The 22,535-nt window shown below is 70.5% G+C and carries 17 protein-coding genes and 1 pseudogene; 4 read left to right on the top strand and 14 right to left on the bottom strand.

The features are described from left to right. Positions 1–130: 130 nt before the first annotated feature. The 5 genes from ACIP79_RS04965 to bldG all read right to left on the bottom strand — a co-directional run bounded on the left by ACIP79_RS04965 (position 131) and on the right by bldG (position 6,297). Entirely contained in the window at positions 131–1,645 is a 1,515-nt protein-coding gene (locus tag ACIP79_RS04965) for a methyltransferase (RefSeq protein ID WP_401219476.1), read from the bottom strand. 182 nt (positions 1,646–1,827) lie between these two features. Beyond that, positions 1,828–2,424 (bottom strand): small secreted protein, encoded by a 597-nt coding sequence (locus ACIP79_RS04970; RefSeq protein WP_383677784.1) that lies wholly within the window; start codon positions 2,422–2,424, stop codon positions 1,828–1,830. 228 nt (positions 2,425–2,652) lie between these two features. After that, positions 2,653–5,064 (bottom strand): sodium-translocating pyrophosphatase, encoded by a 2,412-nt coding sequence (locus tag ACIP79_RS04975; protein ID WP_401219479.1) that lies wholly within the window; start codon positions 5,062–5,064, stop codon positions 2,653–2,655. A 317-nt stretch (positions 5,065–5,381) separates the two neighbouring features. Next, complete coding sequence (locus tag ACIP79_RS04980) at positions 5,382–5,819, bottom strand: ATP-binding protein (protein ID WP_383677788.1); 438 nt, start codon at positions 5,817–5,819, stop codon at positions 5,382–5,384. 124 nt (positions 5,820–5,943) lie between these two features. Continuing rightward, entirely contained in the window at positions 5,944–6,297 is a 354-nt protein-coding gene (gene bldG, locus ACIP79_RS04985) for an anti-sigma factor antagonist BldG (protein WP_266457251.1), read from the bottom strand. An 80-nt stretch (positions 6,298–6,377) separates the two neighbouring features. Between bldG and ACIP79_RS04990 the strand changes: the two genes are divergently transcribed. Continuing rightward, entirely contained in the window at positions 6,378–8,846 is a 2,469-nt protein-coding gene (locus ACIP79_RS04990; protein WP_401219484.1) for a DEAD/DEAH box helicase, read from the top strand. Between the two features lie 233 nt (positions 8,847–9,079). On the opposite strand, the pseudogene ACIP79_RS04995 reads toward ACIP79_RS04990, so the two are convergent. From ACIP79_RS04995 to ssd, 7 genes and pseudogenes are all read right to left on the bottom strand, one after another. Continuing rightward, a pseudogene (locus ACIP79_RS04995) lies at positions 9,080–9,541 on the bottom strand (Rv3654c family TadE-like protein); the annotation flags it as partial. A 158-nt stretch (positions 9,542–9,699) separates the two neighbouring features. Then, positions 9,700–10,032: a TadE family type IV pilus minor pilin gene (locus tag ACIP79_RS05000; RefSeq protein WP_401219487.1), complete on the bottom strand. Its 333-nt coding sequence runs from the start codon at positions 10,030–10,032 to the stop codon at positions 9,700–9,702. Between the two features lie 100 nt (positions 10,033–10,132). Next, entirely contained in the window at positions 10,133–10,342 is a 210-nt protein-coding gene (locus ACIP79_RS05005; RefSeq protein ID WP_387181919.1) for a DUF4244 domain-containing protein, read from the bottom strand. Between the two features lie 67 nt (positions 10,343–10,409). Beyond that, the gene (locus tag ACIP79_RS05010; RefSeq protein WP_401219491.1) at positions 10,410–11,198 is read right to left on the bottom strand and encodes a type II secretion system F family protein; all 789 of its coding nucleotides are present in this window, start codon (positions 11,196–11,198) and stop codon (positions 10,410–10,412) included. Continuing rightward, positions 11,195–12,055, bottom strand: a complete 861-nt coding sequence (locus ACIP79_RS05015; RefSeq protein WP_401220865.1) for a type II secretion system F family protein — start codon at positions 12,053–12,055, stop codon at positions 11,195–11,197. Before ACIP79_RS05015 ends, ACIP79_RS05010 begins: the two co-directional genes overlap by 4 nt. A gap of 66 nt (positions 12,056–12,121) precedes the next feature. Continuing rightward, positions 12,122–13,330, bottom strand: coding sequence for a TadA family conjugal transfer-associated ATPase (locus ACIP79_RS05020; protein ID WP_383677802.1), 1,209 nt, complete (start codon positions 13,328–13,330; stop codon positions 12,122–12,124). Then, entirely contained in the window at positions 13,327–14,421 is a 1,095-nt protein-coding gene (ssd, locus tag ACIP79_RS05025) for a septum site-determining protein Ssd (protein WP_401219493.1), read from the bottom strand. Before ssd ends, ACIP79_RS05020 begins: the two co-directional genes overlap by 4 nt. Before the next feature lie 562 nt (positions 14,422–14,983). On the opposite strand from ssd, the gene ACIP79_RS05030 reads away from it, so the two are divergent. Beyond that, entirely contained in the window at positions 14,984–15,820 is an 837-nt protein-coding gene (locus ACIP79_RS05030; protein ID WP_383677806.1) for an HAD family hydrolase, read from the top strand. Positions 15,821–16,286: 466 nt separating this feature from the next. Here the strand turns inward: ACIP79_RS05030 and ACIP79_RS05035 are convergent, their stop codons facing one another. After that, positions 16,287–17,111: an oxidoreductase gene (locus tag ACIP79_RS05035; protein WP_401219496.1), complete on the bottom strand. Its 825-nt coding sequence runs from the start codon at positions 17,109–17,111 to the stop codon at positions 16,287–16,289. Between the two features lie 101 nt (positions 17,112–17,212). Between ACIP79_RS05035 and ACIP79_RS05040 the strand changes: the two genes are divergently transcribed. After that, complete coding sequence (locus ACIP79_RS05040; RefSeq protein ID WP_401219498.1) at positions 17,213–18,205, top strand: ATP-binding protein; 993 nt, start codon at positions 17,213–17,215, stop codon at positions 18,203–18,205. On the opposite strand, the gene ACIP79_RS05045 is transcribed toward ACIP79_RS05040, so the two are convergent. Beyond that, positions 18,195–19,466, bottom strand: a complete 1,272-nt coding sequence (locus tag ACIP79_RS05045; RefSeq protein WP_401220868.1) for a hypothetical protein — start codon at positions 19,464–19,466, stop codon at positions 18,195–18,197. The genes ACIP79_RS05040 and ACIP79_RS05045 overlap by 11 nt on opposite strands. 337 nt (positions 19,467–19,803) lie before the next feature. On the opposite strand from ACIP79_RS05045, the gene ACIP79_RS05050 reads away from it, so the two are divergent. Further along, positions 19,804–22,299: a SulP family inorganic anion transporter gene (locus tag ACIP79_RS05050; RefSeq protein WP_401219501.1), complete on the top strand. Its 2,496-nt coding sequence runs from the start codon at positions 19,804–19,806 to the stop codon at positions 22,297–22,299. The last annotated feature ends 236 nt before the right edge of the window (positions 22,300–22,535 follow it).

Genomic DNA, 22,535 nt, shown 5'->3' on the forward strand with positions numbered 1-22,535 from the left:
TCGAACCGCCCCGCGCGGGCTCGCGAACCCACCGCGTCCGGGCGCTCAAGCCCGCCGCGTCCAGGCCTTCGTGACGCACCCGGCGGCCCAGCGGCGCGCCCTCGCTCCCCGCCCCGCTCGCCCACCCCCGCTACGCCGGTTCGAGGAACCCCTGCTCCACCAGAAGCCTGATCTGCGCGGGTGTCCGGTCCCGGAGCAACACCGGATCCTCGCCGACCAGTTGGGCGATGGCGTCCAGGATCCGGCCGGCGCTCAGCGTGCCGTCGCAGACTCCCGCGAACCCCGCGCCGACCGTGTCGACCTTCGTGGCCCGGCGCATCCCGCGGTTCTGGCGCAGCACCACGTGCTCGGGGTCCTCGGCGCCGGGCAGCCCGACCTGCTCCTGGACGACCTCGGCCGCGAGCCTGAAGTGCGCGCCGAGCAGCGCGGCGTCATCGTGCGCCCGCAGATAGTCCACGCGGTCGAAATGCGCGCGCACGGCCTCGCCGAGGGGCTGTTCGACCGAGTGCGGCCACTCCTCGACCGTGATCGACGGCTCCGCGGCCGCCGTTCTGCGCAACGTGATCCACCCGAAGCCGACGGCCCTCACCTTGCGCGTCTCGAACTCCTCGAGCCAGGCGTCGTACCGCGCCTGGTACTCGGCGGGGTCCACCCGGTGGTCACCGGCGTCGCGCAGCCACAACTCGGCGTACTGCGTGACGTCCTGGGCCTCGCGCTGCACGATCCACGCGTCGCAGCCGCGCGGCACCCAGGACCGGAGCCGGTCCTGCCACTCCTCCCCCTCCACGTGCTGCCAGTTGGCCAGAAACTGCGCGTATCCCCCGTCCCTGAGACGCTCCCCCGCCTCCTGAACGAGCGTCCGGCACAGATCGTCCCCGCCCATCCCGCCGTCGCGGTAGGTGAGCCGGGCGCCGGGCGAGATCACGAAGGGCGGGTTCGAGACGATCAGGTCGTACGTCTCGTCGGCGACCGGTTCGAAGAGGGAGCCCTCGCGCAGGTCGGCGGCGGGGGCGCCGGAGAGGGCCAGGGTGAGCGCGGTGATGTGCAGCGCGCGCGGGTTGAGGTCGGTCGCGGTCACCCGGGTGGCGTGCTGGGCGGCGTGCAGGGCCTGGATCCCGGAGCCGGTGCCAAGGTCGAGGGCCGACTCCACCGGCGTACGGACGGTGATGCCCGCGAGGGTCGTGGAGGCACCTCCCACGCCGAGCACGACGCCTTCGTCCCGGCTGCCGATGCCACCCGCGCCGCCGACGGCACAGCCGAGGTCGGACACGATGAACCAGTCCTGCCCGTCGGAGCCGCCGTAGGGCCGGATGTCCACGGTCGCGGCGACCTCGTCCCCGCCCACCCGGGTCAGCCAGCCGGCGTCGACGCAGTCCCCGACCGGCAGGACGTCCGCCACGCGCGCGTGCGGCACCGGCTGCTGCAACAGGAACAGCCGGACGAGCGTCTCCAGCGGTGTGTCCCCCCGGGTGGCCCGGAGCGCGGGCACGGTCTCGCTGCGTGCCAGGGCGGCGTAGGCGGGGGCGCCGAGCAGGTCGAGGAGTCCGTCGGCGGTGAAGGCGGACCCGAGCAGGGCGTCACGCAACCGGGCGGCGACATCGACACGATCGGACGAGGGCAGGGGCGACAGGCTGGATTTGCTCACGTCCCCCATTGTGTCCGCTCCCTGCCATGGGGGCTCGAACCTGTGGACAACTCCGGCGGCCGCCACCCACACCTGTGGACAAGTCACGCCGACGGCCCGGTACGCGCGCGTACCGGGCCGTCTTTCGGTTGACGAACGATCGCCCTCCCGGGGCGGCCCCCAGGAGAGTCGGCGCGTCCGGATCAGCCCTGGGCCGCCGAGGGCGAGGCGGCCGAGGAGGCGGACTTGCAGCTTTCCTGCGTCGCCATCGCCTTGCCGACGTCTCCCTCTTCGAGCTTCTTGAGGGCGTCGTTCCCGCTCTTGCCCAGCTTCCCCAACTGCTCGGCCACCCCGCTGAGTCCGTCCGCGAACTTCGCCTGGTCCTTGGTGTCGAGCGCGTCGGACTGCTTCACCAGATCGGCGTAGGACGTGGAGAGGCCGTTGAGCTCCTTGACCGCGTCCTGCTGCTTCTTCTCGCCGTTCTCGACGTCCGGGGCCCCGACGTTCTGGATGGCGGTCGCCATCACCTTGTAGGCGTCGGAGATGTCCTGGAAGCCGGTGGAGTCGGCCTTCTGCACCTCTTCCGGCGTGCTGTCGTCCGAGGTCTCCTTCTGGATCTTGGCGTTGGCCGCCGCGATCTTCTGGATCTGCGGCTGCACCGCGTCACAGACCTGCTTGGCCCAGGAGTTCAGCTTGTCGTTGCCGTCGTCGCTGCTGCATCCCGACAGCGCCAGTACCAGTACCGCACCGCCGGACAGTGCGGCCGCGAGCTTCTTGTTCACCGGATTGGTCCCTTCCATGGCTCTCGGCCCCGGAACATACACGGCGCGCGCGCGACATTCGCACGTCGGATGTCCGCTTGAGCGCCTTCTGTAGCCATTTGCACCAAGCGAGAGAAGGCTCACGGAGAACCGGGTGAACACACACCAAGGCGGGCGGACCGCCCGTCTGCACGCGCGTTCCGCCCGCCCACCGGGTGGAGCTCACCGGCGTCCTGACCAGCTACGAGGCCAGGCGCCGAGGGCTCCCTAGGACACCACCGCGGGATCGGCGGGCTTGACCGTCCGCTCCCCGTCGTCGTCGCCCTCGTCCCCCATGGCGATCCCGCGCCGCTTGGAGATGTACACCGCGCCGATGATGACAAGGAACGAGAGCGCCGCGATCAGCACGCGCACGGCCACGCTCTTGTCCTCGCCGTAGGAGAACTTGACGACCGCCGGCGCGATGAGCAGCGCCACCAGGTTCATCACCTTCAGCAGCGGGTTGATCGCGGGTCCCGCGGTGTCCTTGAACGGGTCGCCCACGGTGTCGCCGATCACCGTGGCGGCATGGGCCTCGCTGCCCTTGCCGCCGTGGTGGCCGTCCTCGACGAGCTTCTTCGCGTTGTCCCAGGCACCGCCGGAGTTCGCCAGGAAGACCGCCATCAGCGTGCCGGTGCCGATCGCCCCCGCCAGGAACGAGCCGAGCGCGCCGACACCGAGCGTGAACCCGATCGCGATCGGCGTGAGTACGGCGAGCAGACCTGGCGTGGTCAGTTCGCGCAGCGCGTCCTTCGTGCAGATGTCGACGACGCGCCCGTACTCGGGTTTCTCGGTGTAGTCCATGATCCCGGGGCGCTCGCGGAACTGCCGCCGCACCTCGTAGACCACGGCCCCGGCGGACCGCGAGACCGCGTTGATCGCCAGCCCCGAGAAGAGGAAGACGACCGCGGCACCCGCGATGAGCCCCACCAGGTTGTTGGGCTGGGAGATATCCATCATCAGGTTCATCGGTGCGCCGGGCCCCGAGACCTTCTCGCCCACTTCGTTCGCGGCCGTGAGGATCGCGTCGCGATACGAGCCGAAAAGGGCCGAGGCCGCGAGAACGGCGGTGGCGATGGCGATGCCCTTGGTGATGGCCTTGGTGGTGTTGCCCACGGCGTCCAGGTCGGTGAGCACCTGCGCGCCCGCGCCCTCGACGTCACCGGACATCTCGGCGATGCCCTGCGCGTTGTCGGAGACGGGCCCGAAGGTGTCCATCGCCACGATCACGCCGACCGTGGTGAGCAGACCGGTGCCGGCCAGCGCCACGGCGAAGAGCGCCAGCATGATCGACGTACCGCCGAGCAGGAAGGCCCCGTACACGCCGAGGCCGATCAGCAGGGCGGTGTAGACGGCCGATTCGAGACCGATGGAGATACCGGCGAGCACGACGGTGGCCGCGCCGGTGAGCGAGCTCTTGCCGATGTCCCGAACCGGGCGCCGGGTGGTCTCGGTGAAGTAGCCGGTCAGCTGCTGGATCAGCGCGGCCATGACGATGCCGATCGCGACGGCGACGACCGCGAGGATCCGCGGGTCGCCGTTCTTGGCCGCGATGGCCGCGTCCGTGACGCCGTCGAGGTCGGCGTACTTCGCCGGCAGGTAGGTGTAGACGGCCACGGCCACCAGCACCAGCGAGATCACCGCGGAGATGAAGAACCCGCGGTTGATCGCCGACATCCCGCTGCGGTCCGAGCGCCGGGGCGCCACCGCGAAGATGCCGATCATCGCGGTGAGTACGCCGATCGCGGGCACGATCAGCGGGAACGCGAGTCCGGCGTCACCGAACGCCGCCTTGCCGAGGATCAGCGCGGCGACCAGCGTCACGGCGTACGACTCGAAGAGGTCCGCGGCCATACCGGCACAGTCGCCGACGTTGTCGCCCACGTTGTCGGCGATGGTCGCGGCATTGCGCGGATCGTCCTCCGGAATGCCCTTCTCGACCTTGCCGACCAGGTCGGCGCCGACGTCGGCGGCCTTGGTGAAGATCCCGCCGCCGACACGCATGAACATCGCGATCAGCGCGGCACCGAGCCCGAAGCCCTCCAGGACCTTCGGCGCGTCGGCGGCGTACACCAGCACCACGCAGGAGGCGCCCAGCAGACCGAGCCCCACCGTGAACATGCCGACGACGCCGCCCGTACGGAAAGCGATCTTCATGGCTTTGTGCGAGACGGCGGTGAGATCCTTTTCGGGCTCACCCTCCGCCGGAGTCGCTTCCCTTGCCGCGGCGGCCACGCGGACATTGCTCCGTACGGCGAGCCACATACCGATATAACCGGTGGTCGCCGAGAACGCCGCGCCGATCAAGAAGAAGATCGACCGTCCGGCACGCTGATTCCAGTCGTCTGCCGGAAGCAGCATGAGCAGGAAGAACACCACGCCGGCGAATACCGCGAGCGTGCGCATCTGCCGCCCCAGGTAGGCATTCGCGCCTTCCTGGATGGCCCTTGCGATCTCCTTCATGCTGTCGGTGCCCTCGCCCGCCGCGAGCACCTGGCGTACCAGGACCCCGGCGACCACGAGCGCCGCGAGCGCGACGACCCCGATGACCATCACGATCAGACGATTGTCGTCGGTCAGTACTGCGGCTGCGAAGGTTGTGGACCGGTCAAACTGATGAGGGGTAGAAAGCCCCGCCATTCGTCCTCCTTGACGCTTGGACCGAGCTCAAGATGTGGACGGATTGTAGGTACCGGAACCTGATCAAAACAGTGCGCGGTAAGCGGAATTAGCCTTCACATGCTCTTGAGCAAATGATCGTCGGGCGTCCAGCGACCCCGAAAGAGGTAATGCCCCAAAACCGTTGACGCTTGATCAAACAATTGCGTCACCGGTCGTGAATTGGTTCACGAAATGCTGCCAATGAGACAGCAGTGGCTCCAGGGCATGCGAAAGGGCCCTGCTGAGCAGGGCCCTTTCGGTTTCTTACGCGCTTACGAGGGGTTACGGGGACGTGCTCAGAGGGCAAGCGGGGCCGGCGGCGTGGTCGGCCAGCTCATCCTGATCAGTCCGCCGTTCTCCCCCGCGGTGACCTCGACGTCGTCGACGAGACCGCTGATGACCGCGAGCCCCATCTCGTCCTCCTCGGTCTCCGCGTCGGAGTCGCCGGAGGAGACACCGGGCACCGACTCACCGGGAGCCGTGCGCGGAGCCTCGTCGCCGACCTCGATGGAGAAGGACTTCTCCTCCTCGATCAGCAGCACCCGCACCGGCGCCGAGATGCCGCTGCTCTGGTGCAGTCCCACGGCACGGGTGCAGGCCTCGCCGACAGCGAGTCTCACCTCGTCCAGTACGGCCTCGTCCACTCCGGCCCTGCGCGCCACCGCTGCCGCCACCAGTCGGGCGGTCCTGACGTGCTCGGGCAGCGCGCTGAAGCGGAGCTCAACGGTGGCCATGCATCCCCCTCAGCTACGGGCGTGCTTTCGGAGGGCCGGGCCGCCGAGACCCGGTCCCCCTCCTTGCTTCTGCCGTCGTGGGCGCGCGACTTGTGCCGTCCTTCGGCTCGCGCCCCCGGACGGGTCAGTCGGTGGCGTTCACCGCTTCCTCGACCGAGGTGTGGATCGGGAACACCTTGGTGAGGCCGGTGATACGGAAGATCTTCAGAATGCGCTCCTGGTTGCAGACCAGACGCAGCGAGCCCTCGTGGGCACGCACACGCTTCAGGCCACCCACGAGAACGCCGAGCCCGGTGGAGTCGAGGAAGTCCACGCCCTCCATGTCGACGACGAGGTGGAAACTGCCGTCGTTCACCAGCTCGACCAGCTGCTCGCGCAGCTTGGGCGCGGTATATACATCGATTTCGCCACCGACCTCGACGACCGTACGGTCGCCGTTAGGGCCGGACACACTGCGAGTCGACAGAGACAGGTCCACGAATCCTCCAGCACCTTGCTATCGAGCGGTCGCCCCACGGGACACCTCGGCAGAGCCCCCGGGACGGTTCGCCAGCCGCGATGGCATTCAATCACTTACCGGCAGGCGTGCACGACGCCTTGGCCCCATTGTCCGTCATGCCAGTGACACACTCGATGCCGATGGCCAAGAATCACCGATCCGATCGAACCCCGACGGACACCGCTTCCCGCCCCTCGCCGAGCACGGTCCTGGACCGGCTCGCCTCGGGGCCGAGCCGGGCTTCGCGCATCACTCATACGGAGCACTTGCCCCCGCGCGAGGGCCGTCATGCCGTCTGGCCGGACCGGATCCGCTCGGAGGTGATCGCCGCCGTGCAGGCCGCAGGCATCGAACATCCCTGGGCCCACCAGGCACTGGCCGCCGAACACGCCCTGGACGGCGAGTCCGTGATCGTCGCCACAGGCACGGCGTCGGGCAAGTCCCTGGCGTACCTCGTCCCGGTCCTGTCCGCCCTCCTGGACGGCTCGGAGGCCCCGAACGGCCGCGGCGCCACCACCCTGTACCTCGCCCCGACCAAGGCTCTCGCCGCTGACCAGCGCCGATCTGTGAAGGAACTTTCACAACCTCTGGGCAAAGCCGTACGCCCGGCCGTGTACGACGGGGACACCCCCTTCGAAGAACGCGAGTGGGTACGTCAGTACGCCAACTACGTCCTGACCAACCCCGACATGCTGCACCGCGGCATATTGCCCTCCCACCCCCGCTGGGCCTCCTTCCTCCGCGCCCTGCGCTATGTCGTCATCGACGAGTGCCACACCTACCGCGGTGTGTTCGGCTCCCATGTCGCCCAGGTCCTGCGCCGCCTGCGCCGCCTGTGCGCCCACTACGGCGCCTCTCCCGTCTTCCTGCTGGCCTCCGCGACCGCCGCCGAGCCCTCGGTCGCCGCACGGCGCCTGACCGGCCTCCCGGTCGTCGAGGTCGCCGACGACGCCTCCCCGCGCGGCGAGCTGGTCTTCGCCCTCTGGGAACCCCCTCTCACCGAGCTGCACGGCGAGAAGGGCGCCCCCGTCCGCCGTACCGCCACCGCCGAGACCGCCGACCTCCTCACCGACCTCGCCGTCCAGGGCATGCGGTCGATCGCCTTCGTACGATCCCGCCGCGGCGCCGAACTGGTCGCGGTGATCGCCCAGGAACGCCTCGCCGAGATCGACCGCTCACTGGCCCGGCGCGTGGCCGCCTACCGCGGCGGTTACCTCCCGGAGGAACGCCGCGCCCTCGAACGCGCCCTCCACTCCGGCGAGCTGCTCGGCCTCGCCGCCACCACCGCCCTCGAACTGGGCATCGACATCTCCGGCCTCGACGCCGTCGTCATCGCGGGCTACCCGGGCACCCGGGCCTCCCTCTGGCAGCAGGCGGGCCGCGCCGGACGCTCCGGACAGGGCGCCCTCGCGATCCTCGTCGCCCGCGACGACCCGCTGGACACCTTCCTCGTCCACCATCCCGAGGCGCTCTTCGACCAGCCCGTGGAGTCCACGGTGCTCGACCCGGACAACCCCTACGTCCTCGCCCCGCACCTGTGCGCCGCCGCCTCCGAGATCCCGCTCACCGACGACGACCTGAAGCTCTTCGGCCCCACGGCACCCGGCCTGCTGCCCCAGTTGGAGGCCGCTAAGCTGCTGCGCCGCCGGACGAGGGCCTGGCACTGGACACGCCGGGAGCGGGCCGCGGACCTCGCCGACATCCGCGGCGAGGGCGGCAACCCCATACAGATCGTCGAGGCCGGCACCGGCCGACTCCTCGGCACGGTCGACGCCGGCTCCTCGCACACGACGGTCCACGAGGGCGCGGTCCATCTGCACCAGGGCCGCACCTACCTGGTACGCAAGCTGGACCTGGAGGACTCCGTCGCCCTGGTCGATGAGGCCAACCCGCCGTATTCGACGGTCGCCCGCGACACCACCGCCATCTCCGTCCTGGAGACGGACGTCGAAGTCCCCTGGGGCCAGGGCAGGTTGTGCTACGGCTCCGTCGAAGTCACCAACCAGGTCGTCTCCTTCCTGCGCCGACGTGTCATCACCGGTGAGGTCCTGGGCGAGACGAAACTCGACCTCCCTCCTCGTACGCTCCGCACGCGTGCCGTGTGGTGGACGGTCACCGAGGACCAGTTGGACGCGGCCCGGATCAACCCGGAGATCCTCGGCGGCGCCCTGCACGCCGCCGAGCACGCGTCCATCGGCATGCTGCCGCTCTTCGCCACCTGCGACCGCTGGGACATCGGCGGCGTCTCCGTCCCGCTGCACCCGGACACCCTCCTTCCCACGGTCTTCGTCTACGACGGCCACCCCGGCGGCGCGGGCTTCGCGGAGCGGGCCTTCCACACCGCCCGCGCCTGGCTCACCGCCACCCGCCAGGCCATCGCCTCCTGCGAGTGCGAGGCCGGCTGCCCGTCCTGCATCCAGTCCCCCAAGTGCGGCAACGGCAACGAGCCCTTGCACAAGCGCGGCGCCGTGCGCTTGCTCACGGAGCTGCTGCGTGGGGCGCCGGAGGAGCAGCCGCCGGGGGACTAGCCGCCGGGGGCGCCTATACCGCGGGGTCCGCCCTGCGGTGGGGAGCGGTCAGTCGGTGACGTGGGGTCCATCGGCTGAGCGGGTGGTGGCGGATCGGCAGGTCCTTTCGGTCCTCCGTGCCATGCTGCCTCCACAAGCTCCGCCGACCGCCGAGGTGCCGCCACCTCCGCCGACCGGTGAGGCGTCGCAACCCCCGCCGACCGGCGAAGTCCCGCAACTCCCGGAGCCTGAACAGGCCTCGCAGCCACTGCCGTCCGACCAGCCCCCGCAGGCCCCGCTCTCGACCTGACCTCCGCTGCGAACAGCCCCCGACCCGACGCCGCTGTGACGTCCGAGATCTCGCCGCCGACAGCGCACCGGACGAGTCGCGCATGCTGGGCGCGTGCCACTCGGTCGGCCTCCCCGCAGGCGGCTGTCGGGCCGTCCATCCAGTGGTCCGCCGCCGCGAGGGCCGCCAAGTCCGCCGCTCCCGCCGCCCGGTGGCGGACCAGGACGACCTGCCCCATGGCCAGCACCACCCCGAAGACCACGCAGAGCACAGCGATCACCCCGACCGACCAGACGGTCGCCGACCCCCTGTCCGACTCAGCCGGCGTGCGCGTTGCGGATCTAAGGGCTGTGGCGGATCTAAGGGCTGTGGCGGACCTAAGGGCTGAGGTCGATCCGCCCGGGTCGTCCGTCGCGCGGCCCCATATGGCGAGTCCGCTCCACCGACCGGACCTGGGGCCGGCGCCCCGCTGCCCCAAGACCACGGGGACTTCCGATACTTCCGCCACCACCGATACTTCCGCCACCACCGAGACTTCCCAGCCGACCGAGTCCGGTGAGGACGCAGTCCGACTCCCAGCTACTGTCATCCGCCGCTCACCCCCACCGTCTCCTCCGCCAGAGCCACAGCCTCATCGGTCAGCTCCAGACTCAGTGCGTCGGGACCAGGTGCGGTCGCCGTGACCGTCACCCGGACCATGTCGCCCTCCCGGCTCACCTGGATCCGCGCACCCCGGGGTGCCGCGCTCCGCGTCGTCGTCAGGACCGCGTCGGGCGGGTCCTGGCGGGCCGCCGCGCGTGCACCCGCCCTCGCCGCGTCCTGGCACTGGATCTGCGCGGAGGCGGCGAGCAGCGCCCAGACCAGAGCCATCGCGACGAGCACCAGCGCGGGCAGCACCACGGCCGCCTCGGCCGTCACGAACCCCCGGTCCCGGCAGCGGAGTTCCCGCCCGTCGGCAAGTCCGTCGTCCCGGACCCAGCCACTCGCCGTCGGGACAACCCGACCCTCCGCGCGCCGTTCACATCTGGACATCGAGCGCTCGCTGCACGATCCCCTGAAGCTGCGCGCTGACCTGCCCGCTCGTCAGCACCTTGTAGAGCGCGGCCGCGAAAGCGACCGCAGCGATAATCCCGACCGCGTACTCGGAGGTGACCATTCCGCCGTCCCTCCGCATCAGCCCGAGAAGCCATGCCCGGATCCGCACCCGCACTCGTACTGTCCTGCTCATCTCAACCCCCGTGAGGTCCAAGTCGATTGATTCCTGGTCGTTCACCGCACTCCTTCGCCACGCACCCTCACCGCACCCCGTCACCCCCTCCCAGCAGGCCGCCGGCCAGTCCGATCACCACTGGCAGTACGCCGATCGCAAGGAACGCGGGCAGAAAGCACAGCCCCACCGGCGCGGTGACCATCACGGCCGCCCGGCGCGCTCGTGCCGTCGCGGTGCGCCCCCACCCGGCGCGGGCCTCGGCGGCGAGGCGACCGACGGGTACGGCCGCAGGTACGCCTGACTCCCCCGCGCGCTCCAGGAGCCGTGCCAGCGGGCCGCCACCCGGTATCGACGCCAACTTCCGCCACGCCGCGGCCGGTTCACCTCCGAGCCGCACTTCGGCCGCTCCTCTCGCGAGCCGCTCCCCTACAGGTCCGCCCAGCGCCTCACCCACGGCCTGAGCGGCCGCCACCGGGCCCGCACCCGCCGCGATACACGCCGCAAGCAGGTCAGCGGCCAGCGGAAGCTGCCGCGCCGCCCGCGCCCGGTCGTACTCCTCCACGGGGCCGGACCCTCGCCGCTGCCGCCATCGCCGGACCCCGAACCCGGCCGCCAGTCCCACCAGCACCCCGGCAGGGCCCCCGACCAGCACCCAGCCGGCACACACGGCGCCCGCCACCGGCAGCCACTGCCTTCCGGCACCGTCCCACTCGAAGCGCCGTACGCTCGCCGCGGCCTCCAGCGCCAGCAACTCGGCCAGCCTCCTACGCACCCTCCGCTCGCGCCGCGCCACCCAGATCGACCGTGCCAGCCATGCGATCGCCAGCGTTCCGCACACGACCACCCCCAGCCTGTGGACAACTTCCGCGCTCATGCCGCCTCCGCCCCTCGGACGATGCGCTGGGCCCACCACAGGCCCACGCCCTCCAGCACCCCGCCGATCAGCAGACAGGCCAGGCCGGGGCCGGTGTGCAGCAGTACATGCAGGGGATCGGCGCCCAAGGCGGTCCCGAGCAGGAGCCCGAGCACGGGCAGCCCCGCGAGCATCACCGCCGTAGACCTCGATCCGGCCAGCTGAGCTCGCAGATCGGCTCTTTGGTCGCGCTCGGCACGCAGCGCCCCTTCCAGCCGGTCCAGTCCGGCGGCAAGCCCGGCTCCGCGGTCCACAGCCACGCGCCAGCACGCGGCGAGCCCCACCAACCCGTCGGCCCCCGGCTGCCGTGCGGCCTCGGTGAGCGCGGCCGGCACATCCCCGCCGAACCGTGCCGCCGCCAGCACCACCGCCTGCGCCTCACCGAGGCCCGGCGATTCGCGCGCCGCCCGGCGCAAAGCCTCGCCCGGCTGCCTCCCCGCCCGCACCTCCCCGGCAAGCGCTCCGCACAGGCCGATGACGGCGTCCCCCCGCCGCTCCACCGCCCGCCGAGCCTCAGAGGCGCGCCGCACCCTCGCGAGCACCGGCACGCCCGCCACTCCCAGCACCAGCGGCACCACGGACGCACCGATCAACGCGATCACCAGACCGACGGCCACCGACCACGCCTCGATTCGCAACCGTCCACGCAGCCGCCGCCATCCGACAAACGCCTTCTCCCAGGACGGCGGCCCTGCCCCCACCACTCCGCCACCCGCCGACAGCAACCGTGCCCTGCGCACCCCCGAGTCCCACCCGCCCATCAGCCAGGCCGCCGTCCCGGCGCAGGCCATGGCCGCCCCGACCGACGTCCCCGACATCTCACCGATCGCCATGTCGCTCCCCGTTTCCACGCCACTCCTCGTTTTCGTCCCGCCCGCGCACCCTCATCGCCGCCCCTCGCTCCCGTCCCGAAGCAGCCGCTCCAGCCGCTCCCACCCCCGCTCGTACGCGAAGGACTCCGCGCCCCACCGCAGCGCGGGCACCGTCACCACCAGCCCCGACGGATCACGCTCCAGCACATGCACCTCGGCGATCCGGCGCCGGCCCGCGCGGTCGCGTACGAGATGCAGGACCACGGACAGCGCGGCCGCCAACTGGCTGTGCAGCGCGGCCCGGTCGAGCCCGGCAGCCGTGCCGAGCGCCTCCAGGCGGGCGGGCACCTGGGCCGCCGCGTTCGCGTGAACCGTGCCGCAGCCGCCTTCGTGGCCGGTGTTCAGGGCCGCCAGCAGGCTCACCACCTCCGGCCCGCGCACCTCACCGACGACGAGCCGGTCCGGTCTCATCCGCAGGGCCTGCCGGACCAGGTCCTGGAGCGCGACGAGCCCGACGCCCTCCTGGTTGGCGGGCCGCCCCTCCAGGCGCACCACGTGCGGATGGTCGGGTCGCAGCTCCGCCGAGTCCTCGGCGAGGACGATCCGCTCCCCCGGACCGACCAGCCCCAGCAGCGCGCTCAGCAGTGAGGTCTTGCCACTCCCGGTCCCTCCGCTGACCAGGAACGACAACCGGGCGTCGAGCAGCGCTCTCAGCACCCTGTCTCCGCCGGGCGGTACGGTCCCGGCCGCCACCAGTTCGTCGAGCGTGAACGCCCGTGGCCGTACGACCCGCAGGGACAGACACGTCGAGCCGACGGCGACCGGCGGCAGCACCGCGTGCAGGCGGGTGCCGTCCGGGAGGCGGGCGTCGACCCACGGCCGGGCGTCGTCCAGCCTGCGCCCGGCCACCGCGGCGAGGCGCTGAGCGAGGCGCCGCACCGCCGCCGCGTCCGCGAACGAGACTGCCGTCAGCTCCAGGCCACCGCCCCGGTCCACCCACACCCGGTCGGGCGCCGAAACCAGCACGTCCGTAACCGACGGATCCGCGAGCAGCGGTTCGAGCGGGCCGCTGCCGACCAGTTCGGAACGCAACCGCTCCGCCGCACCGAGGACTTCGGCGTCCCCGAGCACCCGCCCCTGTTCCCGCAGCGCCTGGGCCACGCGCGCGGGGGTGGGTTCGGAGCCGCTCTCCGCCAGCCACTGCCGTACGCCGTCCAGCAGGCCCGCGCTCTGGCCCAGACCCGCGTCGCAGTCCATCCCCGTGGCCGCGTCCCAGCTCATACGCCCCCGCCTTCGACCGGTACCCGCTGCCAGAAGGCCGAGCAGAACCGGGCGAGTGGCCCTCGCGCGGATCCTCCAGGGGGCATGCCGCCGTCCGACGTCGGGGGTTCGGCGGGCACCTCACCCGCCAGGGGCAGCCCGAGCAGCCGGGCCACCTCGCGGTCGTCGAGACCGGGTGCGTACGGTCCGCGCACCGCGACCCGGAGATCGCGCAGGACCATGCCGACCGAGGACGCGACGCGCCCGGCCGCCGCGATGGCACGAAGCTCGGCGGGGACCACCAGTACCCCGAGGTCGAGCTGGGCCAGGGCCTCCGCGACGCCCTCGTCGATGCGCCGTGGCAGGTCGACGACCACCACGCCGCCCCGCCGTCTGGCGGCGGCCAGGACCGCCCGTACGGCCTGGGGCGGAATGGCGACGGAGTCGCCGCGATCCCAGCTCAGGACACGCAGCGCGTGCAGTTCGGGCAAGGACTCCTCCAGGGCGCCGCCGCCGACCCGGCCGCGCGAGGCCGCGAACGCGGGCCAGCGCAGGCCTTCGGTCGCCTCCCCGCCCAGCAGTACGTCGAGTCCGCCGCCAAGGGGATCCGCGTCCACGAGCAGGGTGCGGCGCCCCTCACGCGCCGAGGTGACGGCGAGCGCGCAGGCCAGCGTGGACGCTCCGGCCCCGCCACGTCCGCCGAGGACTCCGACGGTGAGCGCGGGCCGGCCGACTCCCTCGGCCACGTCGGCGATGCGGTCGACCAGCCATTGCTCGCCATCGGGCAGCATCAGGACGTGGTCCGCGCCGATCTCGACAGCGCGCCGCCAGACTCCGGAATCGTCCTGATCCCGGCCTACCAACACGACTCCGCGTCTGCGCACGGCCCCACGCACCCGCCGCGCGGCATCGTCGCCCACCAGCACGAGAGGCGCGGACTCCCAACTGCCCCTGCGCTCCGGCAGCCCGTGGTGGACCTCCGGCCTGGCGCCCGCCGCCGCGCACAGACGCAGCAGGTCGTCCAGTAGTACGGCGTCCTCCGTGACGATCAACGGTCCGCCCTGCCGCCCCTCGGCGGCGGGCGGCCGGTTGTCTGTGATGGCTCCCGCCACGATCTCCAGCCCCCTTCGCTGCTTCCTTCGCGGGGCTCTCTGCGGCCCCGCTGATTCCCACTCGTGTGGAGAACCGGCAAGCGGTCTCCATATGAACGGCCGATACGAACCGGCCAAACGCACTGACAAACCGAACCGGCCATGAACTCGCCGCGAGCGGAGCGCGTTGGAATCACGGTGCAGTGATGCGGGAAATCGTGTGGATCTTGGTCGATTTCTGTGGACAACTGAGGGCCTGTGGATATCGCCTTCACTCATACCGGTGCGACCTCAGGGACTTCCACAGAGCAGCCCGAGCGTTACACACAGTGACGGATCAAGCGCATCAAAAAAGCGCGGCCAGAGCCGCGCCAGAGGGGTTGAGGGCCGTACCAAGAGGCGGAGGAAACGCATCCGGACATGCGACGACCCCCGCCGGGGGGGAGAGCGGGGGTCGTCCCCACGGTCCGACTCGGGGGGGGGAGGAGCCAGACCGGGTTAGCACGGTCGCGAACGATCCGTGACTTCCATGGTGTACCCGAGAGCCCTCTCAGGCAAACCCACGCGCCTCACCTTACGCCGAATGGTGGGCGCCTATGCTCAGCTCGTGGAAAACCACTACTTGCCTCGCACAGCAGCCTTCTTTGATCTGGACAAGACGGTCATTGCGAAGTCGAGCACGCTCACGTTCAGCAAGTCGTTCTACCAAGGCGGTCTGATCAACCGCAGGGCCGCCTTGCGAACCGCCTATGCCCAGTTCGTGTTCCTGGCCGGCGGCGCCGACCACGACCAGATGGAGAGGATGCGCAAGTACCTCTCCGCGATGTGCCGCGGCTGGAACGTCCAACAGGTCAAAGAGATCGTCGCCGAGACGCTGCACGACCTGATCGACCCGATCATCTACGACGAGGCCGCGTCCCTCATCGAGGAGCACCACACGGCCGGACGCGACGTCGTGATCGTGTCCACGTCCGGCGCGGAGGTGGTCGAGCCGATCGGCGAACTGCTCGGCGCCGACCGCGTGGTGGCGACCCGCATGGTGGTGGGCGAGGACGGCTGCTTCACCGGAGAGGTCGAGTACTACGCCTACGGACCCACCAAGGCCGAGGCGGTCAGGGAGCTGGCGGAGTCCGAGGGTTACGACCTCTCGCGGTGCTACGCCTACAGCGACTCGGCAACCGACATTCCGATGCTGGAATCCGTGGGCCACCCCTTCGCGGTGAATCCGGACCGCACCCTGCGCCGCGAGGCCCTCGCCCGCTCCTGGCCGATCCTGGACTTCCACCGCCCGGTCCGGCTGAAGCAGCGCCTGTCGGGACCGCCACGTCCGGCACTGGTCGCGGCGGCCGCGATAGGAGCGGCGGCGGCCACGGCGGGACTCGTCTGGTACGCGAGCCGACGGCGCGCGACAGCGGTCTGACCGCGGCCATGGAGGACGGATGACCGGCCGCCGATCACGTCCTGGCGCCGCGTTTCCCGTCACGCGTGTTCAAGCAGCGGACTCCCGCCCGATTTAGGCCGTTTAACCCAAAAGTAAAGAAGTGTGCCCGGGGGTTCCGCTTCCTCAGGACCTGGAGTACAAAGGGTTTAACGGCCCGCGAGACCAAGGACATCCGAGAGGATCACCTTCAAACGCAATCAAGGCCCCACGGACCGCGCATGAACACCAGGCACCCACGCGACGTCGACCCGTCGATTACGGGCCAGCCGCACCAGGAAACGGGCCACAGTTCCCGGCCTGATGGGCAATATTCGAGGACGCTTGGTAACCAGGTGAACATGCCAGCGGCGGTACGAGACCTCGTACCGCCGCAACCCTGTTCAGGGAGTTTTCCACCCTCTTCGTAGAGGGCGTTTTCCAGGACCGCCGACTCGGCCCGAGATACCTACGCCGCCCCGCGCTGAAGCGCCTCGCATACGGCTGTCGACTCCCTGGCGCCGAGTTCGACCGCCTTGCCGCAGTGGGCGATCCAGGCCGCCATTCCCGTGGGCGTACCGGAGACATAGCCTTCCAGGGCAGCCACATACGCCGCACGGCCCAGTTCGCCGTGACCGACCTCGGCGGGGCAGACGGACTTCGGGTCGAGGCCGCTGCCGATCAGGACGATGCGCTCGGCCGCACGCGCGACCAGGCCGTTGTGGGAGCCGAAGGGGCGCAGGGCAAGGAGTTCGCCGTGGACCACCGACGCCGTGACCAGGGCCGGGGCCGAACCACCCGCGATGATCAACTGGGAGAGGCCTTCAAGGCGGCCGGCGACCTCGTCGGCGCCCGGCAGCGGGAGTTCGACCAGCGGCTCGTCCACCGGTTCGCCGTCCCGCCGTGGACGGCCGACCTTGTCGCCCTTGTCCGCGGCAGCCACCAGATGCAGCCGGGCCAGCACCCGAAGAGGCGACTGGCGCCAGATGGACAGCAGTTGGCCCGCCTCGGCGGTCAGCCGTAGGGCGGCGCCGACCGTACGCCCTTCCTGGTCCGCGCTGAAGTCGGTGCGGCGGCGCACCTCTTCGAGAGCCCAGTCGGCACCGGACAGCGAGGCGGATCCGCGCGCGCCTCGCAGCGCGGCCTCGGACGTGATCTCGTTGCTGCGGCGCCGCATGATCCGGTGGCCGTAGACCCGGTCCACGAACTTGCGTACGGACTCCACGGAGTCGGCCACCCCGGGCAGGGAGCCCAGGGCCGCGAGCGGATCGGCGGTCGCGCCTGTCGTACTCATGAGTACGACATTACGCACTCCCGTGCCCCACCCCACGATGGAGTGGTCTTCTTCACGCGAGCGGTGCACCCAGGGCGATCGCACCACTACCCTTTGTGAACATGAAAATTGCTTTCGTCGGGAAGGGTGGCAGCGGCAAGACCACCCTGTCCTCCCTCTTCATCCGCCACCTCGCCGCTTCCGGCGCGCCGGTGGTCGCGGTGGACGCCGACATCAACCAGCACCTGGGAGCCGCGCTGGGTCTCGACGAGACGGTGGCCGCCGCCCTGCCCGCCATGGGCGAACGGCTGCCGCTGATCAAGGACTACCTGCGCGGCACCAACGCCCGTATCACGTCCGCCGAGACGATGATCAAGACAACCCCGCCCGGCGAGGGGTCGCGGCTGCTGCGGGTCCGCGAGGAGAACCCGGTGTACGACGCCTGCGCTCGGCCGGTGGAACTCGACGGCGGTGTCATCCGTTTGATGGTCACCGGCCCGTTCACCGAGGCCGATTTGGGAGTGGCCTGCTATCACTCCAAGACCGGTGCAGTGGAGCTCTGCCTGAACCATTTCGTCGACGGCCGTGGCGAGTACGTCGTCGTCGACATGACGGCGGGTTCGGACTCCTTCGCGTCCGGCTTGTTCACCCGGTTCGACCTCACGTTCCTCGTCGCCGAGCCGACCCGCAAGGGCATCTCCGTCTACCGCCAGTACAAGGAGTACGCCCGTGACTTCGGCGTCGCCCTGAAGGTGGTCGGCAACAAGGTGCAGGGCCAGGACGACATCGACTTCCTCCGCGCCGAAGTCGGCGACGACCTCCTGGTCACGGTCGGGCACTCGGACTGGGTGCGCTCCATGGAGAAGGGCCGCTCGCCCCGGTTCGGGCTCCTGGAGGAAGACAACCGCCGTTCGCTGCGCACCCTGCACGACGCGGCCGACGCGCGCTACGAACTGCGCGACTGGGAGCGCTACACGAGCCAGATGGTCCACTTCCACCTGAAGAACGCCGGCAGTTGGGGCAACGAGAGGACCGGGGCGGACCTGGCGGCGCAGGTCGACCCCGGCTTCGTTCTCGGCGAGGGACTCGGCGAGGGACTGGTCGCTACGGCTTGACGGCCGGCGCCCCCGGGACGCCCTTCGGGGCCGGGGCGGGGCGGCCCGAGAGAAGGGACGCCCAGCCCTGCTTCGGGGTCTCGCCGACCTTGAGGCCGCGGAGCTTGTCCAGGGTGGCCGGGTCCTGGACGTCGAGCCAGTCGGCGAGTTGCCTGAAGGAGACACAGCGCACGTCGGACTTGGTGCAGACGCGCTCGATGACCTCTTCGACGGCGCGCATGTAGGTGCCGCCGTTCCAGGACTCGAAGTGGTTGCCGATGATCAGCGGTGCTCGGTTGCCGTCGTAGGCGCGGTCGAAGCCCTTGAGGAGGCCGTCACGCATCTGGTCGCCCCAGAACTCGTGCTTGCCGGGGTCGCCCTGGGTGGTGGTGCCCGACTGGTTGACCATGAAGTTGTAGTCCATGGTGAGCTGCTCGTAGGAGTGGCCGGGGAAGGGCACGAGCTGCATCGACAGGTCCCACAGGCCCTCCTTCTTCTTGGGCCAGACCTGGTCGTTGACACCGCTGGTGTCGTAGCGGAAGCCCAGTTGACGGGCGGCCCGCATGAAGTTCTTCTGCCCCTCCAAGCACGGCGTGCGGGCGCCGATCAGTTCCTTGTCGTAGTCGAAGGGCAGCGGAGACGCCTTCTTCATACCGGTGTTGGTCTTCCAGGACTTCACGAACGACTTCGCCTGGGCGATCTCGTCCTTCCAGTCCGCGACCGACCAGTCGCCGACCCCGCCCTGGGCGCCGCAGAAGTGGCCGTTGAAGTGCGTGCCGATCTCGTTGCCCTCCAGCCACGCGCCACGCAGCTGCTTCACGGTCTCCTCGATGCCCGCCGCGTCGTTGAAGCCGATCTCGGAGCTGCCCGGTGAGTGCTGCGGCGGGTTGTAGAGGTCACGCCTGTCCTCCGGCAGCATGTACACGCCGCTCAGGAAATACGTCATCGTGGCCTTGTTGGCCTTGGAGACCTTCCGGAAGTGGGAGAAGAGCTTCTGGCTGTCCTCACCGGCGCCGTCCCAGGAGAAGACCACGAACTGCGGAGGCTTCTGGCCGGGCTTCAACCGCTCCTGGCGTGGCAGATGGGGCTGCGCGCCGGTGAAAGCGGTGGAGCCGTCGCCGATCATCCGAATCGGGCTCTTGGGCGCCGGTGCTCCCGCGGCCTTCTTCGTGTCGTGCGCGCCTTCCTTCGGGCCGGTGGAGTCGAGCGCGCAACCGGCGAGCGCCGTGGCGCAGGCCGCGGCGAGTGCTACGCCCGCGGCGATCCTCTGGGTGACGGCCATCATCCGCCCGCCTTCTTCCTTCAGTCTGGGCAACGCTGGGTGCGCGTCCTGGGGTGAAATGCGGCTAAATGCCGACAGTCACGCCAAGGTCGCACGGGGCCCAGACCAAATAAGTACGACAAGCCGATCAAATACTTGCTTCACTCCAGAGAGTGATCCAATGCCCCATTTGCCACTATTTTCCGCACGAAGCCTTTACTCTGCATTACGATCTGTTTACCGAGCGTTGTAAATCCCGCCGCTGCACGCCGTGACCCACGGCCGCGACCCGCCCTCCGCCTACCTGGCGGGGGATCACCTGTTCCGCGACCGCGCTGCCCCGGAGGAGACGGGAACCATGTCTGCCTGCGTCCCTACCCGCGCCGCCGACTCGACTCGGCCCGAGCGCATCCGTCAGCCCCACAGCCCCCCGCCGACACCGCCCCGCCGATTCCGTATCGCGGGCGCCGATCTGTCGGCCTCGATCGCGGTCTTCCTGATCGCCCTGCCGTTGTCCCTGGGCATCGCCCTCGCCACCGGCGCGCCGCTCCAGTCGGGCCTCGTGGCCGCCGCCGTCGGCGGACTCGTCGCCGGAAGGCTCGGCGGCTCGTCCCTTCAGGTGAGCGGGCCCGCCGCCGGGCTCACGGTCGTCACCGCCGAGCTCATCCATCTCTACGGATGGCGTACGACCTGCGCCATCACCGTTCTCGCCGGCATCGCCCAGCTGGGTCTGGGGTATCTGCGCGTGGCGCGTTCGGCGCTCGCCGTCAGCCCCGCCATCGTGCACGGCATGCTCGCCGGCATCGGTGTGACCATCGCCGTTGCCCAACTGCACATCGTGCTGGGCGGCACTCCGCAGAGCTCCGTCCTCGACAACATCCGAGGACTGCCGCAGCAGTTGGCGAACGTCCACCCCGCGGCGGTGTCGATGAGCGCGCTGACCCTGGTCCTTCTCCTCGCGTGGCCGAGGATTCCCGGGCGAGCGGGTCGGCTGCTGCGCAAGGTCCCTGCCGCGCTCGTCGCCGTCGCCGGGGCCACCGCGACCGCCTCACTCGCGGGACTCACCCTGCCCAAGGTCGAACTGCCGTCCTGGAGCAGCCACGCGCTGGCCGGGCTGCCCGAGGGGCCGGTGCTCGGGCTCGTGGCCGCCGTTCTCACGGTCACGCTGGTGTGCAGCGTGCAGTCGCTGCTCGGCGCCGTGGCCGTGGACAAGATGGTGACGGGGCGGCCCGGCTTGCGGACCCGGGTGGGCCGCGCCGACCTCGACCGGGAGCTGCTCGGTCAGGGCGCCGCCAACATCGCCTCCGGCGCGCTCGGCGGGCTGCCCGTCGCCGGGGTAGCCGTACGGAGTTCCGCGAATGTGCAAGCCGGTGCCGTGAGCCGGAACTCCACGATGCTGCACGGCGTTTTCGTAGTAGTTGCCGCATTGCTGATGGTCCCGATTCTGGAGCTGATCCCGCTCGCGTCACTCGCCGCCCTGGTGATGGCCGTCGGCATCCAGATGGTGTCCCTGCACCACATCCGCACGGTCACCCGCCACCGTGAGGTGCTGGTGTACGCCGTCACCACCCTCGGCGTCGTGTTCGTCGGAGTACTCGAGGGCGTGGCCCTGGGAGTCTCCGTGGCCGTCGGCGTCGCCCTGCACCGCCTCACCCGCACCCGCATCACCCACGACGAAAAGGAAGGAGTCCATTACGTACACGTACGAGGACAGTTGACGTTCCTCGCGGTGCCGCGGCTCAGCCGCATCCTGCACCAGTTGCCCCAAGACGCCGCCACCGTCGTGGAGTTGGACGGGTCGTTCATGGACCACGCGGCGTACGAGGCACTTCAGGACTGGCAGAGCTCGCACTGCGCGCAGGGCGGCACGGTCGAACTCACCGGACGGACCGGTACGCGGATCGCCGAGCCCGCGGGCTCCGCCCACTGCCGCTGCCGGCCCTGGACACCGTGGCGCAACCACAACTGCGAGCCCACCACGAGCTCCCACCCGGCGCCGGCAGGAAGCCGTCCTGGCGGATCGGCCCGATCGGCCCGATCGGGCGAAGCAGGTGGACCGGACAGCCCTGACGCATCCGGTGCACCGGCGGGACCGCACGGACCAGGCGCACCGGCTGACGCGACCGGGTCGTCCGGGTCGTCCTGGGTGAGCGGCGGAAGCAGCGGAAGCACTGGGAGCGGGCACCAACTGGCGCGTGGCATCAGCGCGTTCCAGCGCAACACCGCGCCGTTGGTGCGGGGTGAGCTGGCGCGGCTGGCCAGGGAGGGGCAGCGGCCGTCACAGCTCTTCCTGACGTGTGCCGACTCGCGGCTCGTCACGTCGATGATCACCTCCAGCGGTCCGGGCGACCTCTTCGTCGTACGGAACGTGGGCAACCTCGTCCCGCTGCCCGGCGAGGAGGGCGGCGACGACTCGGTGGCCGCGGCGATCGAGTACGCGGTGGACGTGCTGAAGGTGCGGTCCATCACGGTGTGCGGGCACTCCGGGTGCGGGGCGATGCAGGCCCTGCTGAGCGCGGAGCCGGGAGGGGCGATGACGCCGCTCAAGCGGTGGTTGCGGCACGGGCTGCCGAGCCTGGAGCGGATGGCCGCCAAGGAGCGGCCGTGGGCACGGCTGGCCGGGCGGGCACCCGCCGACGCGGTGGAGCAGCTCTGTCTGACCAACGTGGTGCAGCAGTTGGAGCACCTGCGGGCGCACGAGTCCGTGTCGCGGGCCCTGCGGGAGGGCGCGCTCGAACTGCAAGGGATGTACTTCCACGTCGGCGAGGCGCAGGCGTATCTGCTGGCCGACAGTGAAGGGTCCGAGCTGTTCGAGCATGTGAGTGCGGCGGAGGACCTGCGGCATCCCGCGTGACGAAGTCCGGCCATCCCGCGTGACGGGTCCGGCCACCCCGGGTGGCCTGTCCGTCATCCGGTGCGTGAACTGTCCGGCTGGTGCGCGTGAACTGTCCGGCTGGCGCGCGTGATTTGCCAGGTTGTCGCGCGTGACCTGTCCGGCTGTGACACGTGACTTGCCTCCCTGTCGCGCGTGGCCTCCTCAGGCGTCACGCGCGACAGTTCGTCGGGCTCGCCCCGCTGTGGCTCGCCCCG

Source organism: Streptomyces sp. NPDC088747 (genome assembly GCF_044751025.1).
Taxonomy (GTDB): domain Bacteria; phylum Actinomycetota; class Actinomycetes; order Streptomycetales; family Streptomycetaceae; genus Streptomyces.